We start from the raw sequence: 15,268 nt of genomic DNA on the forward strand, positions 1-15,268 counted from the left end.
GATGAGGACAGCCTGTCGGAGCGAGCAGACTCGCTCCGACAGGCGGCAGATCAGCCTTCCAGCAGCTCGGCGGCGGTTTCCAGCACGTTCTCGACGGTGAAACCGAAGTGCTCGAACAGCGCCGGCGCCGGGGCGGACTCACCGAAGCTGGTCATGCCGATGACGCGGCCTTCCAGGCCGACGTACTTGTACCAGAAGTCGGTATGGGCGGCCTCGATGGCGATCCGCGCACCGACCTGGACCGGCAGCACGGCCTGCTTGTAGCCGGCATCCTGCTGGTCGAACACGCTGGTCGACGGCATCGACACGACGCGCACCTGGCGGCCCTGCTCGGCGAGCTTGGCGGCGGCCTGCACGGCCAGGCCGACTTCCGAGCCGGTGGCGATCAGAATCAGCTCCGGCTCGCCGGCGCAGTCCTTGAGCACGTAGCCGCCGCGGGCGATATCGTCGATCTGCTGGGCATCGCGCTGCTGGTGCGCCAGGTTCTGGCGGCTGAAGATCAGCGCGCTCGGGCCATCCTTGCGCTCGATCGCGCACTTCCAGGCCACCGCGGATTCCACCGCGTCGCAGGGGCGCCAGGTATTCAGGTTCGGCGTGCAGCGCAGGCTGGCCAGCTGCTCGATCGGCTGGTGGGTCGGGCCATCCTCGCCCAGGCCGATGGAGTCGTGGGTGTAGACGAACAGCACGCGCTTCTTGATCAGCGCGGCCATGCGCACGGCGTTACAGGCATATTCCATGAACACCAGGAAGGTCGCGCCGTAGGGCACGAAACCACCGTGCAGGGCGATGCCGTTCATGATCGCGCTCATGCCGAACTCGCGCACGCCGTAGAACATGTAGTTGCCCGCAGCATCTTCGGCGGAGACGCCCTGGCAGCCCTTCCACAGGGTCAGGTTGGAACCGGCCAGGTCGGCCGAGCCGCCGAGGAACTCGGGCAGCATCGGGCCGAAGGCGTTCAGCGCATTCTGGCTGGCCTTGCGGCTGGCGATGGTTTCGCCCTTGGCGGCGACTTCCTGGATGTAGGCACTGGCCTTCTCGGCGAAGTCGGCCGGCAGCTCGCCGGCGATGCGCCGCTTGAACTCGGCGGCCAGCTCCGGATAGGCAGCGGCGTAGGCGGCGAAACGCTGGTCCCACTCGGCCTCGACGGCGGCGCCGGCTTCCTTGGCGTCCCACTCGGCATAGATGTCCGCAGGGATCTCGAAGGGTCCATGCTCCCAGCCCAGGGCGGCGCGGGTCAGGGCGATTTCCTCGGCGCCCAGCGGCGCGCCGTGGCAGTCTTCCTTGCCCTGCTTGTTGGGCGAGCCGAAGCCGATGGTGGTCTTGCAGCAGATCAGGGTCGGCTGCTCGCTCTTGCGTGCGGTGTCGATGGCGATCTTGATCTCTTCGGCGTCGTGGCCGTCGACATTGCGGATCACCTGCCAGCCGTAGGCCTCGAAGCGCTTGGGCGTGTCGTCGGTGAACCAGCCTTCCACTTCGCCATCGATGGAGATGCCGTTGTCGTCGTAGAAGGCGATCAGCTTGCCCAGGCCCAGGGTGCCGGCCAGCGAGCAGACTTCATGGCTGATGCCTTCCATCATGCAGCCGTCGCCGAGGAACACGTAGGTGTTGTGGTCGACGATGGCGTGGCCTTCACGGTTGAATTGCGCGCCCAGCACCTTCTCCGCCAGGGCAAAGCCCACGGCGTTGGCCAGGCCCTGGCCGAGCGGGCCGGTGGTGGTTTCCACGCCCGGGGTGTAGCCGTATTCCGGATGGCCCGGGGTGCGGCTGTGCAGCTGACGGAACTGCTTGAGGTCGTCGATGCCCAGGTCGTAGCCGGTCAGGTGCAACAGCGAATAAATCAGCATCGAGCCGTGGCCGTTGGACAGCACGAAGCGGTCACGGTCAGCGAAGCTCGGGTTGCTCGGGTTGTGCTTGAGGTAATCGCGCCACAGCACTTCGGCGATATCCGCCATGCCCATCGGGGCACCGGGGTGGCCGCTGTTGGCTTTCTGCACGGCATCCATGCTCAGGGCACGAATGGCATTGGCGCGCTCACGACGGCTGGGCATCACTGAATCTCCTGCGGGGGGCTGCTTTTGGCAACAGCGGGTCGAAAAAGGCGGCCATTTTCGCCCAGCCGGGCGCCGCGGGGCAATGACAGATGGTCGCAGCAGCGATGTTTTCTTCCCCGCCGGCTGTCGGCACGGACCACGCCGCAACCGCCGCAGCCATATCAAAACTTTTTGATATTGGTATTGCTGGATGAAAATTGACCGACTAGACTGCCCACCCTATGAACCTGCGCGCCTCCCCACTTGGCTTCGAGCCCGCCGACGAACTGGCCGCCCTGTGCAAGGCCGGCGGCGACCCCTTGCGCCTGAACGTGCTGCGCGCCCTGGCCAACGATTCGTTCGGCGTGCTGGAGCTGGCGCAGATCTTCGCCATCGGCCAGTCGGGCATGAGCCACCACCTCAAGGTCCTGGCCCAGGCCGGCCTGGTGGCGACCCGCCGCGAGGGCAATGCGATCTTCTACCGCCGCGCCCTGTCCCAGGGCGAACGTCTCGGCGGCACCCTGCATGCGGCGTTGCTGGACGAGGTCGACGCGCTGCAACTGCCGGCCGACGTCCAGGCGCGCATCGGCGAAGTGCACCGTCAGCGTGCCGCCGCCAGCCGCGAGTTCTTCGCCCGCACTGCGGCCAGCTTCCAGGCCCAGCAGGACCTGATCGCCGGCCTGCCGCACTACCGCGACAGCCTGCTGGCACTGCTCGACGCCCTGGGCTTCGGCGCGGATGCCACGGCCCTGGAGATCGGCCCCGGCGACGGCGGCTTCCTGCCCGACCTGGCCCGCCGCTTCGCCCGGGTCACGGCGCTGGACAACAGTCCGGCGATGCTCGACCTGGCACGCCAGCGCTGCGCCGAAGAAGCCCTGGGCAACGTCGAACTGCAACTCGCCGACGCCCTCAACGACGATTATTCGGCCGCCGACTGCGTGGTGCTGAACATGGTCCTGCACCATTTCGCCGCCCCGGCCGAGGCCCTGAAGACCCTGGCGCAACGGGTCAAGGGCGGTGGCAGCCTGCTGATCACCGAGCTGTGCAGCCACGACCAGAGCTGGGCCAGGCAGGCGTGCGGCGATCTCTGGCTGGGCTTCGAACAGGACGACCTGGCCCGCTGGGCCGAGGCCGCCGGCCTCTGCGCAGGCGAGAGCCTGTACCTGGGGTTGCGCAATGGTTTCCAGATTCAGGTACGGCACTTCGCCAAGCCGGAACAACACAATGGCCTGCGGGCCCTCACCCACCGGTATTAATTAGGAAGACCGATCGATGAGCGAATACTCCCTGTTTACCTCCGAGTCCGTGTCCGAAGGCCATCCGGACAAGATCGCCGACCAGATCTCCGATGCGGTGCTCGACGCCATCATCGCCCAGGACAAGCACGCCCGCGTGGCCTGCGAAACCCTGGTCAAGACCGGTGTGGCGATCATCGCCGGCGAAGTCACCACCTCGGCCTGGGTCGACCTGGAAGACCTGGTGCGCAAGGTCATCATCGACATCGGCTACAACAGCTCCGACGTCGGCTTCGACGGCGCCACCTGCGGCATCATCAACATCATCGGCAAGCAGTCCCCGGACATCAACCAGGGCGTCGACCGTTCCAAGCCCGAGGATCAGGGCGCCGGCGACCAGGGCCTGATGTTCGGCTATGCCAGCAACGAGACCGACGTGCTGATGCCGGCGCCGATCTGCTTCAGCCACCGCCTGGTCGAGCGCCAGACCGAGGCGCGCAAGTCCGGCCTGCTGCCGTGGCTGCGTCCGGACGCCAAGAGCCAGGTCACCTGCCGCTACGAGAACGGCAAGGTGGTGGGCATCGACGCGGTGGTGCTGTCGACCCAGCACAACCCGGACGTCAGCTACAACGACCTGCGCGAAGGCGTGATGGAGCTGATCGTCAAGCACGTGCTGCCGGCCGAACTGCTGCACAAGGACACCCAGTTCCACATCAACCCGACCGGCCAGTTCATCATCGGCGGCCCGGTGGGCGACTGCGGCCTGACCGGGCGCAAGATCATCGTCGACTCCTACGGCGGCATGGCCCGCCATGGCGGCGGCGCCTTCTCCGGCAAGGACCCGTCCAAGGTCGACCGCAGCGCCGCCTATGCCGGCCGCTACGTGGCCAAGAACATAGTCGCCGCCGGCCTGGCCGAGCGCTGCGAGATCCAGGTGTCCTACGCCATCGGCGTGGCCCAGCCGACCTCGATCTCGATCAACACCTTCGGTACCAACAAGGTCAGCGAAGACACCATCATCAAGCTGGTGCGCGAAGTCTTCGACCTGCGCCCCTACGCGATCACCAAGATGCTCGACCTGCTCCACCCGATGTACCAGCCGACCGCGGCCTACGGCCACTTCGGCCGCACCCCGGTGGAAATGAGCTACGGCGATGACAGCTTCACCGCCTTCACCTGGGAAAAGACCGACAAGGCCGCCGACCTGCGCGCCGCCGCCGGCCTCTAAGCGCGCACAGCCGCTCTGCAGAAGCCCCGCCCCGTGCGGGGCTTTTTGTTACCGGCCCGCTACGGCCCCCGCTCGCCGCCAACTGCACAGCATGAACTAAGCTTCAGACCTCGACGCCCGAGCAAGGATGCTCACGATGAAGCCATGGATCGCGCTGTGCCTGCTCCCCCTCGCCGCCGCCTGCCTGGCCGCGCCCTGCCCCGACTGGCCCGTCCCGCGCGCCAACACGGAGATCGCCGCACTCGGCGCGCAGATCGCCCACTGGGACGATGCCTATCACCGCCAGGGCCTGTCGCTGGTGGCCGACGAGCTCTACGACCAGGCCCGCGCGCGCCTGGCGCACTGGCGCCAGTGCTTCCCGGCCAGCGCCGGCGCTGCCGCGGCGCCACTGGCGAGCAGCGCAGGCCAGCAAGCGCACCCGATAGCCCACACCGGCCTGGAGAAACTCGCCGATGACGCCGCCGTGCAGGGCTGGATCGCCAGTCGCGACAGGCTCTGGATACAACCCAAGGTCGATGGTGTGGCGGTGACCCTGGTCTACCGCGACGGCCGCCTGGTCCAGGCCATCAGCCGCGGCGACGGCCGCCGCGGTCAGGACTGGACGGGTGCGGCACTGCGCCTGCCGGCGGTCCCCCAACAACTGCCCGACAGCCTCGCGCTGATTTTGCAGGGCGAACTCTATTGGCGCCTGGACGCTCACGTGCAGGCCGAGGCCGGTGCGCTGGGCGCCCGCGCCAAGGTGGCCGGGCTGCTGGCGCGCAAGACCTTGAGCGAGCAGCAGGCCGCCGGCATCGGCCTGTTCGTCTGGGACTGGCCGGACGGCCCGCGTGATATGCGCGAGCGCCTCGAACGGCTCGCCGGCCTCGGCTTTGCCGACAGCCAGCGGTTCAGCCAGCGCATCGATGGCTACCTGGCCGCCCGCCACTGGCGCGAACACTGGTATCGCAGTGCCCTGCCCTTCGCCAGCGATGGCGTGGTGCTGCGCCAGGACCGACGCCCGCCGGGCCGACGCTGGCGAGCCGAGCCACCCGCCTGGGCAGCCGCCTGGAAGTACCCGCCGCGCCAGGCGCTGGCCGAGGTGCGCGCGGTGGATTTCCGCATCGGTCGGCGCGGGCGGATTACCCCGGTGCTGCGCCTACTGCCCGTTCGCCTCGACGACAGGCGCATCGAGTCGATCAGCCTCGGCTCGTTGCAACGCTGGCAGGCGCTGGACCTGCGTCCCGGCGACCAGGTCTCGATCCGCCTCGCCGGCGCCACAGTCGCGCAACTCGATGAGGTGATCTGGCGCACCCGCGAACGCACCGAACTGGCGGTGCCTGACGCCGACGCCTATCACGCCCTGAGCTGCTGGCGCGACACGCCGGCCTGCGCCGAGCAGTTCCGCGCGCGCCTGAGCTGGCTCGGCGGCAAACAGGGCCTGGCCCTGCCCGGCGTTGGCCCGGGCACCTGGGAGAAACTGCTGCGGGCCCGATCGTTCGACGGCCTGCTCGGCTGGCTGGAGCTGAGCGAGGAGCAGCTGGCGCAGGTGCCCGGCCTGAGCCAGGCGGCAGCGGCGCAGCTGGCAGCCAGCCTGGCCCAGGCCCGGCAACGGCCGTCGAGCGACTGGTTGCGTGGCCTCGGCCTGCCGGCGATAGCGCCGGGCGCCCTCGACGCCGACTGGGACGCGCTGGCCGCGCGCGACGCGGCGCGCTGGCAGGCCGAACCCGGCATAGGCCCGATCAGGGCGGCGCAGCTGCAGGCCTTCTTTCACCACCCCGAGGTGCTTGCCCTGCACGCACAACTGCAGGCGCAGGGTATCGCCGGCTTCTGAGGCTCAGAAGGCGCGGAACTCCTCGTGACAGGCCTTGCAGCTGTCCTCGACCCGCTGCACCGCCGGCGCCAGGTCGTCGGGCTGCAGCGGTGGCGTGGCGGTGGCCGCGACCAAGGCGGCGGTGGAGGCCTCCAGCGCACGGGCCAGCTCCTGGAAACGCGCCTGGCGCTGCCAGACCTCGTCCTTGGCGCGGCTATCGCCCTCATCCTGTACCTGCGGAAAATGCTGCCAGGGCTGGCGCGACAGCCGGTCCAGCTCCACCGCATCGCTGACGAAGCGCGTCTCGTCGAAGGCGATCCGTCCACGCAGCATGCCGCCCAGGTCTTCACTGGTCTTGAGCATCTGCTTGAAGATCGCCTGGCGCTTGCCCAGGGGCGAGTTCGGATCGACGCTGTCGCAGCCGCTCAGGGTCAGACCGGCGAGCCCGAGCAGCACAAAGGTTTTCAGTTTCATCGAGGTCCTGACTGCGCAGCAAAGGGCCGCACAGTATCCCCAGCAACATCGCGCCAGCCAAGCCCGACGTGATGTAGTTGCACGCCCCTGACGCGGCCCGGCTCGAGTGCGAATGCGCAACCGGCGCCGGCTCGGCGCAGCGCCAATGCCGCCGAGCCGAGCCTGCCGCCCCGTTCGAGCGCGCCCCCGGGCACTCAGGCCGCCTGCTGGCCCTCGGCCAGCGCCTGCGAGGAGGCGAGCATGGCCCGCAGCAGCACCGCACAGCCGGCGGCCAGGTCCTCCGGCGCGGCGTTCTCGATCTCGTTGTGGCTGATGCCGCCCTCGCAGGGCACGAAGATCATCCCGGCCGGGCCCAGCTCGGCGAGGAAGATGGCGTCGTGGCCGGCGCCGCTGACGATATCCATGTGCGACAGGCCCAGGCCCTGGGCCGCGCTGCGTACCGCGGCCACGCAGTCTTCGGCGAAGTACAGCGGCGGAAAGTCGGCGGTGGGGATCAACTCGAAACTCAGGCCGTGCTCGGCGCAGGTGGCCTCGATCACCCCGCGCACCTGCTCGATCATCGCATCCAGGCGCGCCGGCTCCAGGTGGCGGAAGTCCAGGGTCATGCGCACCTCGCCGGGAATCACGTTGCGCGAGCCGGGATAGGCCTGCAGGCAGCCGACCGTGCCGCAGGCGTGCGGCTGGTGCGCCAGGGCCACCCGATTGACCGCCGCGACCACCGCCGCGGCGCCGACCAGGGCGTCCTTGCGCAGGTGCATCGGGGTCGGCCCGGCATGGGCCTCGACGCCCTTGAGGCTCAGGTCGAACCACTTCTGCCCGAGCGCGCCGAGGACCACGCCGATGGTCTTGGCCTGGTCCTCGAGGATCGGCCCCTGCTCGATGTGCGCCTCGAAATAGGCGCCCACTGGATGACCGGTCACCGCCCGCGGGCCGGCGTAGCCGATGGCGTTCAGCGCCTCGCCCACCGTGACGCCGTCGGCGTCGCGCTTGGCCAGGGTCTCGGCCAGGGTGAATTTCTCGGCGAACACCCCGGAGCCCATCATGCAGGGGGCGAAGCGCGAGCCCTCTTCGTTGGTCCAGACCACCACCTCCAGCGGCGCCTCGGTCTGCACCCCCAGGTCGTTGAGGGTGCGCAGCACCTCGAGCCCGGCGAGCACGCCGAAGCAGCCGTCGAATTTGCCGCCGGTGGGCTGGGTGTCGATATGACTGCCGGTCATCACCGGCGGCAGCTCGGCGTTGCGCCCGGGACGACGGGCGAAGATGTTGCCGACGCCGTCGACGCTCACCGTGCAGCCGGCCTCCTCGCACCAGCGCACGAACAGGTCGCGGGCCTGGCGGTCGAGGTCGGTCAGGGCCAGGCGGCAGACCCCGCCCTTGGCGGTGGCGCCGAGCCGGGCCAGGTCCATCAGCGACTGCCACAGGCGCTCGCCGTTGATATGGGACAGGCTGGACTGGAGTACGGATTGAGCCGTGTTCATGGAATTCTCCTCAGGCAAGGATCGAAGGGCGGGCGCCGCAGCGCCCGCGCGGCATCACAGGGTCGGCTTGGCGGCAACCGCCGGGGCCGGGTTGCGCAGGCTGCACAGCCCGAAATAGAGCAGGCCACCGAGCAAGGATCCGGTGAACCAGCCGTAGTCGTAGAACCAGCTGAAGGCGCTGCTGCCGAGCGACAGCAGGGTCAGCGCCACCGGCACGGCGAAGGCGATGAAACCCATCCAGTTCCAGGCCGGGTAGACGTCGTCGCGGTACAGGCCGGCCAGATCCAGCTGCTGCTTCTTGATCAGGAAATAGTCCACCACCATGATCCCGGCGATCGGCCCGAGCAGGCTGGAGTAACCCAGCAACCAGTTGGAGTAGACGCTCTCCAGGCTCAGGTCGGAGACCAGCCAGCCGAGTTTTTTCAGCAGCTCGTGGGCCATCAGGCCGAGGCCGACGAAGCCGGTGAGCAGCACCGCCTTAGTGCGGTCGATCAGCTTGGGCGCGATATTCTGGAAGTCGTTGGTCGGCGAGACGATGTTCGCCGCGGTGTTGGTCGACAGGGTCGCCACTATGATCAGCGCCATGGCCAGGGCGACCCAGCCCGGGCTCTGGATGTGGCCGATCAGGCTGACCGGGTCGGACACCGTCTCGCCGACCAGCGAGGCCGAGGCGGCGGTCATCACCACGCCAAGGGCGGCGAACAGGAACATGGTCAGCGGCAGGCCGAGCACCTGGCCGATGATCTGGTCCTTTTGGCTTTTCGCGTAGCGGCTGAAGTCCGGGATGTTCAGCGACAGGGTGGCCCAGAAGCCGACCATCGCGGTCAGCCCGGCGAGGAAGTAGCCGGTGACGCTGGCGCCCTCCGGACGCTTGGCCGGCTGCGCCAGCAGCTCGCTCATCGACACATTGGGCAGCGCCCACACCAGCAGACCGGCACCGACCAGCACCAGCAGGGGCGCCGAGAGGGTTTCCAGCCACTTGATCGACTCGGCGCCGCGCAGCACCACCCACAGGTTGAGGGTCCAGAAGATCAGGAAGCCGATCACCTCGCCGGTGCCGCCGAGGGCCTTCCAGGGCTCGAAGATCGAGCCGAGCAGCAGGTGGATGGCCAAGCCGCCGAACATGGTCTGGATACCGAACCAGCCGCAGGCGACCACCGCGCGAATCAGGCAGGGCACGTTGGAGCCGATCACCCCGAACGAGGAACGCAGCAGCACCGGGAAGGGGATGCCGTACTTGGTGCCGGCGAAGGCATTGAGGGTCAGCGGGATCAGCACCACCACGTTGGCCAGCAGGATCGCCAGCAGTGCCTCGCCAACCGACAGGCCGAAATAGGCGGTGAGCACGCCACCGAGGGTGTAGGTCGGCACACAGATCGACATGCCGACCCAGAGCGCGGTGATGTGCCATTTGTTCCAGGTGCGTTCATGGACCTGGGTCGGGGCGATGTCGTGGTTGTAGCGCGGGCTGTCGAGTACGTCGCTGCCGGCGTTCAGCTCGTACAGGCCGTCCCGCTCGGTCACTTGCGATCTGCTCTGTTGCATGGGCCTCTCCAGTATTTTTCTGATTGTTAGCGCATCGGGCTAAGTCGATGGCCGGAGCTCTTGCACGGCCAAGTCGTCGGCAGCGGCACTCAATAAGCGTGCCGGAACCTGCGAACCGGGCCTTACCACTGCCGCCAAGGCGACGCATATCTCTGATTCTGAACAACTTTACTCAACCAACCAGTTTGCCGGCGGCGGCCTTGCCGATGCCCGTAGAGGCGCACGCGCAAGTCTGTCCGCATAGTCAGGAATCAAACTGGTGCAGGCAAACTTTTTTGCAGCGCCCCGCACCGCCTAGGGACCCGGCTCAAGCGGCTGATTTTCCATGGGAAATCTCGACCATATTTGGATCCTGTCAAGTGCGTCAAAATGGTGAAACGCCTCACCAAATTGGTGATTTTTAGTTTTTATCGTTATTTTTCAATACCTTATAAATTCATAAAGCTAGCAAAAAATATTCTTGCCCAATCCACTAACAGCTACTAGATTTCAATCCTGACAGATCTGACAGGATTAAATTTCCCGCCCGATCCACATAACGCCAAGAGCCGGCCAGCACCGGCCAGCCTGTGAGGAGTTCGCTATGTCCCTGTTGATTCGCGGCGCCACCCTGGTCACCCATGAAGAAAGCTACCGCGCCGAGCTGCTCTGCGCCGACGGCCTGATCCAGGCGATCGGCGACAACCTCGACGCTCCCGCCGGCTGCCAGGTGCTCGACGGCAGCGGCCAGTACCTGATGCCCGGCGGCATCGACCCGCACACCCACATGCAGCTGCCGTTCATGGGCACGGTGGCCAGCGAGGACTTCTTCAGCGGCACCGCCGCTGGCCTGGCCGGCGGCACCACCTCGATCATCGACTTCGTCATCCCCAACCCGCAGCAGTCGCTGCTCGAGGCCTTCCACACCTGGCGCGGCTGGGCGCAGAAGTCCGCGTCCGACTACGGCTTCCACGTCGCCATCACCTGGTGGAACGAGCAGGTCGCCGCCGAGATGGGCGAGCTGGTGGCGCAGCACGGGGTCAACAGCTTCAAGCACTTCATGGCCTACAAGAACGCCATCATGGCCGCCGACGACACCCTGGTGGCCAGTTTCGAACGCTGCTTGCAGCTGGGCGCGGTGCCCACCGTGCACGCCGAGAACGGCGAGCTGGTCTACCACCTGCAGCAGAAGCTGCTGGCCCAGGGCCTGACCGGCCCGGAGGCGCACCCGCTGTCACGGCCCTCGCAGGTCGAGGGCGAGGCCGCCAGCCGCGCCATCCGCATCGCCGAAACCCTGGGCACGCCGCTGTACCTGGTGCACGTCTCGACCCAGGAGGCCCTGGACGAGATCGCCTACGCCCGGGCCAAGGGCCAGCCGGTGTACGGCGAGGTGCTGGCCGGCCACCTGTTGCTCGATGACAGCGTCTACCGCCACCCCGACTGGCAGACCGCCGCCGGCTACGTGATGAGCCCGCCGTTCCGCCCGAAGGAACATCAGGCGGCACTCTGGCGCGGCCTGCAGGCCGGCCACCTGCACACCACCGCCACCGACCACTGCTGCTTCTGCGCCGAGCAGAAGGCCGCCGGCCGCGACGATTTCAGCAAGATCCCCAACGGCACCGCCGGCATCGAGGACCGCATGGCGCTGCTCTGGGACGAGGGGGTGAACAGCGGGCGGCTGTCGATTCACGACTTCGTCGCCCTGACCAGCACCAACACCGCGAAGATCTTCAACCTGTTCCCGCGCAAGGGCGCCCTGCGCGTCGGTGCCGACGCCGACCTGGTGCTCTGGGACCCGCAGGGCACCCGGACCATCTCGGCCGCGACCCACCACCAGCAGGTCGACTTCAACATCTTCGAAGGCAAGACGGTGCGCGGCGTGCCCAGCCACACCATCAGCCAGGGCCGCCTGGTCTGGGCCGACGGCGAGCTGCGCGCCGAGCGCGGCGCCGGCCGCTATGTCGAGCGCCCGGCCTACCCGGCGGTGTTCGACCTGCTGAGCAAGCGCGCCGAGCACAACCGCCCCACTGCCGTGGAGCGCTGAGCCACGACCATCTGCCCGATCCGGCCCGCAGAGGCCGGACGGCCGCTTATCCGCTGTTAACTGCCCAATAAAAGCCACAAGACCGTGAGGCATTTACCGTGATAGACACCCTCAGCCACCTGCCGCGACCGGATGCCGGGGCGGCCGAACTGGCCGATCGCTTCGTCGATCTGGCCCCGCCGCTCACCGCCCGCCAGGCCGCCCTGGAAAGCGCGCGCTGCCTGTACTGCTACGACGCGCCCTGCGTCAACGCCTGCCCCAGCGAGATCGACATCCCCGCATTCATCCGCAGCATCCAGCAGGAGAACGTCCAGGGCGCGGCGCAGACCATTCTCTCGGCGAACATCCTCGGCGGCAGCTGCGCCCGGGTCTGCCCCACCGAGGTGCTGTGCCAGCAGGCCTGCGTGCGCAACAACGCCAAGGAATGCGCGCCTGTGCTGATCGGCCTGCTGCAGCGCCATGCCCTCGACAACGCCGGGTTCACCGAGCACCCTTTTGAGCGCGCGCCGGCCAGCGGCAAGCGCATCGCCGTGGTCGGTGCCGGCCCGGCCGGACTGTCCTGCGCCCATCGCCTGGCCATGCACGGCCACGAGGTGGTGATCTTCGAGGCCCGAGAAAAGGCCGGCGGCCTCAACGAATACGGCATCGCCAAGTACAAGCTGGTGGACGACTTCGCCCAGCGCGAGCTGGAGTTCCTCCTGCAGATTGGCGGCATCGAGATCCGCCACGGCCAGAAGCTCGGCGTCGACCTCAGCCTCGGCCTGCTGCGCCAGCAGTTCGATTCGATCTTCCTCGCCATCGGCCTGGCCGCCAGCAAGCGCCTGGGCCTGGCCGACGAGGACGCGCCGGGCATGCTCGCCGCCACCGACTATATCCGCGAGCTGCGCCAGGCCGACGACCTGACCCGGTTGCCGCTGGCCGAGCGCTGCATCGTCCTCGGCGCCGGCAACACCGCCATCGACATGGCGGTGCAGATGAGCAAGCTCGGCGCCCGCGACGTCAACCTGGTCTATCGCCGCGGTTTCGAGGAGATGAACGCCACCGGCCATGAGCAGGACATCGCCAAGGCCAACCAGGTGCGCCTGCTGACCTGGGCGCAGCCCGAGGCCGTGCTGCTCGACGACCAGGGCCGGGTCCGCGGCATGCGCTTCACCCGCACTCAGCAGGTCGACGGACGCCTGCAGAGCACCGGCGAGCGCTTCGAGCTGGCCGCCGACGCCATCTTCAAGGCGATCGGCCAGGCCTTCGACGCCGGCGCCCTGGCCGACCCGCTGGCCCGGGAGCTCAAGCGCGAGGGCGAGCGCATCTGGGTCGACGCCAAGCTGCGCACCAGCCTTCCCGGCATCTACGCCGGCGGCGACTGCACCGCCCTCGGCCAGGACCTCACTGTCCAGGCCGTGCAGCACGGCAAGCTGGCCGCCGAGGCCATCCATTCCCAGCTCATGTCCAACGTGGAGGCTGCATAAATGGCCGATCTTTCCATCGAATTCGCCGGCATCAAGGCCCCCAATCCCTTCTGGCTGGCCAGCGCGCCGCCCACCGACAAGGCCTACAACGTGGTCCGCGCCTTCGAGGCGGGCTGGGGTGGAGTGGTCTGGAAGACCCTCGGCGAGGACCCGGCGGCGGTCAACGTGTCGTCGCGCTATTCGGCGCACTACGGGGCTAACAGGAGCGTCCTCGGGATCAACAACATCGAGCTGATCACCGACCGCTCGCTGGAGATCAACCTGCGCGAGATTACTCAGGTGAAGAAGGACTGGCCCGACCGGGCTCTGATCGTGTCCTTGATGGTGCCCTGCGTGGAGGAATCATGGAAAGCCATACTGCCGCTGGTGGAGGCCACCGGTTGCGACGGCATCGAGCTGAACTTCGGCTGCCCCCACGGCATGCCCGAGCGCGGCATGGGCGCGGCGGTCGGCCAGGTGCCGGAATACGTCGAGATGGTCACCCGCTGGTGCAAGACTTACTGCTCGCTGCCGGTGATCGTCAAGCTCACGCCGAATATCACCGACATCCGCACCTCGGCGCGCGCAGCCATGCGCGGCGGCGCCGACGCGGTGTCGCTGATCAACACCATCAACTCGATCACCAGCGTCGACCTGGAGCGCATGGTCGCCCACCCCATCGTCGGCAGCCAGAGCACCCACGGCGGTTACTGCGGCTCGGCGGTCAAGCCGATCGCCCTGAACATGGTCGCCGAGATCGCCCGCGACCCGCAGACCCGCGGCCTGCCGATCTGCGGCATCGGCGGCATCGGCAGCTGGCGCGACGCCGCCGAGTTCGTCGCCCTCGGTTGCGGCGCGGTGCAGGTGTGCACCGCAGCGATGCTGCACGGCTTTCGCATCGTCGAGCAGATGAAGGACGGCCTGTCGCGCTGGATGGACAGCCAGGGCCACCAGAGCCTGGCGGACTTTTCCGGCAAGGCGGTGGGCAACACCACCGACTGGAAGTACCTGGACATCAACTACCAGGTGATCGCCAGGATCGACCAGGACGCCTGCATCGGCTGCGGCCGCTGCCACATCGCCTGCGAAGACACCTCGCACCAGGCCATCGCCAGCCTGAAGCAGGCCGACGGCACGCACACCTACGAAGTCATCGACGCCGAGTGCGTGGGCTGCAACCTGTGCCAGATCACCTGCCCGGTGGCGGACTGCATCGAGATGGTGCCTCAGGACACCGGCAAGCCGTTCCTCGACTGGAACCACGACCCGCGCAATCCCTACCGCGAGGCGGGCTAGCCCGGTAGGGTGCGCCGCGCGCACCGGAGCCGTTGCCGAGGTTCCTGGTGCGCACGGCACCCCTACCCTGTCGGCTAAGGCTCCAGGCCGATCCCGCGCAGGATCACGCTGGTCACGGTCTGCACCGCCTGCTCGAACTGGCGCTCGGACAGCGGCTGGTGCTCGTTGAGCAGGGTCACCTGGTGGCTGAAGTCGGCGTAGTGCTGGGTCGAGGCCCAGATCATGTACAGCAGCGCCGAGGGCTCCACTGGCAGGATGCGCTTGTCCTCGACCCACTGACGGATCTTCGCCTCCTTCATCTTCGCCCAGCCGTACAGGCTGTCGTCGAGGGCCGCGCCAAGCAACGGCGCGCCATGGATGATCTCGTTGGCCCAGACCTTGGAGCCGTGCGGACGGCTGCGCGAATGGTTCATCTTGGCGCGGATGTAGCTGCTCAGCACCACCCGCGGGTCGTCGAAGGTCTCGAAGCACAGCGCATCCTGCTTCCATACCTCGAGCAGGCCGAGCAGCACCGCGCGGTACAGTTCGTCCTTGGTGCTGAAGTAGTAGTGCAGGTTGGAGCGCGGCAGTTCGGCCTGCTCGGCGATGTCGCCCATGGAGGTGCCGCCGTAGCCCTTCTCGGCGAAGACTTTCTCGGCGGCCAGAAGAATCTTCTCGACGTTGCGTCGGCGAATTTCGATCTTGTGATTGCCCATGACGGGTCCATGACTGCGCAATAGGCCAAG

General features: G+C 67.7%; 11 protein-coding genes. 6 read left to right on the plus strand and 5 right to left on the minus strand.

Annotated features, from left to right (window positions below):
• Window positions 1-50: 50 nt before the first annotated feature.
• The gene (gene tkt / locus AB5S05_RS07340) at window positions 51-2,048 is read right to left on the minus strand and encodes a transketolase (RefSeq protein ID WP_369286848.1); all 1,998 of its coding nucleotides are present in this window, start codon (window positions 2,046-2,048) and stop codon (window positions 51-53) included.
• Between the two features lie 224 nt (window positions 2,049-2,272).
• Between tkt and AB5S05_RS07345 the strand changes: the two genes are divergently transcribed.
• The 3 genes from AB5S05_RS07345 to ligB all read left to right on the plus strand — a co-directional run bounded on the left by AB5S05_RS07345 (window position 2,273) and on the right by ligB (window position 6,303).
• The gene (locus AB5S05_RS07345; RefSeq protein WP_369286849.1) at window positions 2,273-3,286 is read left to right on the plus strand and encodes an ArsR/SmtB family transcription factor; all 1,014 of its coding nucleotides are present in this window, start codon (window positions 2,273-2,275) and stop codon (window positions 3,284-3,286) included.
• Window positions 3,287-3,302: 16 nt separating this feature from the next.
• Complete coding sequence (gene metK, locus AB5S05_RS07350) at window positions 3,303-4,493, plus strand: methionine adenosyltransferase (RefSeq protein WP_369286850.1); 1,191 nt, start codon at window positions 3,303-3,305, stop codon at window positions 4,491-4,493.
• 136 nt (window positions 4,494-4,629) lie between these two features.
• Entirely contained in the window at window positions 4,630-6,303 is a 1,674-nt protein-coding gene (gene ligB, locus AB5S05_RS07355) for an NAD-dependent DNA ligase LigB (RefSeq protein WP_369286851.1), read from the plus strand.
• A gap of 3 nt (window positions 6,304-6,306) precedes the next feature.
• Here the strand turns inward: ligB and AB5S05_RS07360 are convergent, their stop codons facing one another.
• From AB5S05_RS07360 to AB5S05_RS07370, 3 genes are all read right to left on the minus strand, one after another.
• The gene (locus tag AB5S05_RS07360) at window positions 6,307-6,756 is read right to left on the minus strand and encodes a c-type cytochrome (protein WP_369286852.1); all 450 of its coding nucleotides are present in this window, start codon (window positions 6,754-6,756) and stop codon (window positions 6,307-6,309) included.
• Between the two features lie 194 nt (window positions 6,757-6,950).
• Window positions 6,951-8,234, minus strand: coding sequence for a Zn-dependent hydrolase (locus AB5S05_RS07365; protein ID WP_369286853.1), 1,284 nt, complete (start codon window positions 8,232-8,234; stop codon window positions 6,951-6,953).
• Window positions 8,235-8,288: 54 nt separating this feature from the next.
• Entirely contained in the window at window positions 8,289-9,779 is a 1,491-nt protein-coding gene (locus tag AB5S05_RS07370; RefSeq protein WP_369286854.1) for an NCS1 family nucleobase:cation symporter-1, read from the minus strand.
• 583 nt (window positions 9,780-10,362) lie between these two features.
• On the opposite strand from AB5S05_RS07370, the gene hydA reads away from it, so the two are divergent.
• The 3 genes from hydA (at window position 10,363) to preA (ending at window position 14,543) form a co-directional block, all read left to right on the plus strand.
• A complete protein-coding gene (gene hydA, locus AB5S05_RS07375) occupies window positions 10,363-11,802 on the plus strand; it encodes a dihydropyrimidinase (RefSeq protein ID WP_369286855.1) in 1,440 nt (479 codons plus the stop codon).
• Window positions 11,803-11,900: 98 nt separating this feature from the next.
• Complete coding sequence (locus tag AB5S05_RS07380; RefSeq protein WP_369286856.1) at window positions 11,901-13,268, plus strand: NAD(P)-dependent oxidoreductase; 1,368 nt, start codon at window positions 11,901-11,903, stop codon at window positions 13,266-13,268.
• Complete coding sequence (preA, locus tag AB5S05_RS07385; RefSeq protein ID WP_369286857.1) at window positions 13,269-14,543, plus strand: NAD-dependent dihydropyrimidine dehydrogenase subunit PreA; 1,275 nt, start codon at window positions 13,269-13,271, stop codon at window positions 14,541-14,543. It begins immediately after the preceding gene.
• A 74-nt stretch (window positions 14,544-14,617) separates the two neighbouring features.
• On the opposite strand, the gene AB5S05_RS07390 is transcribed toward preA, so the two are convergent.
• A complete protein-coding gene (locus AB5S05_RS07390) occupies window positions 14,618-15,238 on the minus strand; it encodes a TetR/AcrR family transcriptional regulator (RefSeq protein WP_369286858.1) in 621 nt (206 codons plus the stop codon).
• Window positions 15,239-15,268: the final 30 nt, after the last annotated feature.

The sequence above is a fragment of the Pseudomonas zhanjiangensis genome, assembly GCF_041027545.1.
GTDB classification, from domain to species: Bacteria; Pseudomonadota; Gammaproteobacteria; order Pseudomonadales; family Pseudomonadaceae; genus Aquipseudomonas; species Aquipseudomonas zhanjiangensis.

Coding starts and splice junctions, on each gene's coding strand:
- hydA (WP_369286855.1), top strand. CDS start 10,363: ATGTCCCTGTTGATTCGCGGCGCCACCCTGGTCACCCATGAAGAAAGC.
- preA (WP_369286857.1), top strand. CDS start 13,269: ATGGCCGATCTTTCCATCGAATTCGCCGGCATCAAGGCCCCCAATCCC.
- AB5S05_RS07365 (WP_369286853.1), bottom strand. CDS start 8,234: ATGAACACGGCTCAATCCGTACTCCAGTCCAGCCTGTCCCATATCAAC.
- AB5S05_RS07370 (WP_369286854.1), bottom strand. CDS start 9,779: ATGCAACAGAGCAGATCGCAAGTGACCGAGCGGGACGGCCTGTACGAG.
- AB5S05_RS07345 (WP_369286849.1), top strand. CDS start 2,273: ATGAACCTGCGCGCCTCCCCACTTGGCTTCGAGCCCGCCGACGAACTG.
- metK (WP_369286850.1), top strand. CDS start 3,303: ATGAGCGAATACTCCCTGTTTACCTCCGAGTCCGTGTCCGAAGGCCAT.
- AB5S05_RS07390 (WP_369286858.1), bottom strand. CDS start 15,238: ATGGGCAATCACAAGATCGAAATTCGCCGACGCAACGTCGAGAAGATT.
- ligB (WP_369286851.1), top strand. CDS start 4,630: ATGAAGCCATGGATCGCGCTGTGCCTGCTCCCCCTCGCCGCCGCCTGC.
- tkt (WP_369286848.1), bottom strand. CDS start 2,048: ATGCCCAGCCGTCGTGAGCGCGCCAATGCCATTCGTGCCCTGAGCATG.
- AB5S05_RS07360 (WP_369286852.1), bottom strand. CDS start 6,756: ATGAAACTGAAAACCTTTGTGCTGCTCGGGCTCGCCGGTCTGACCCTG.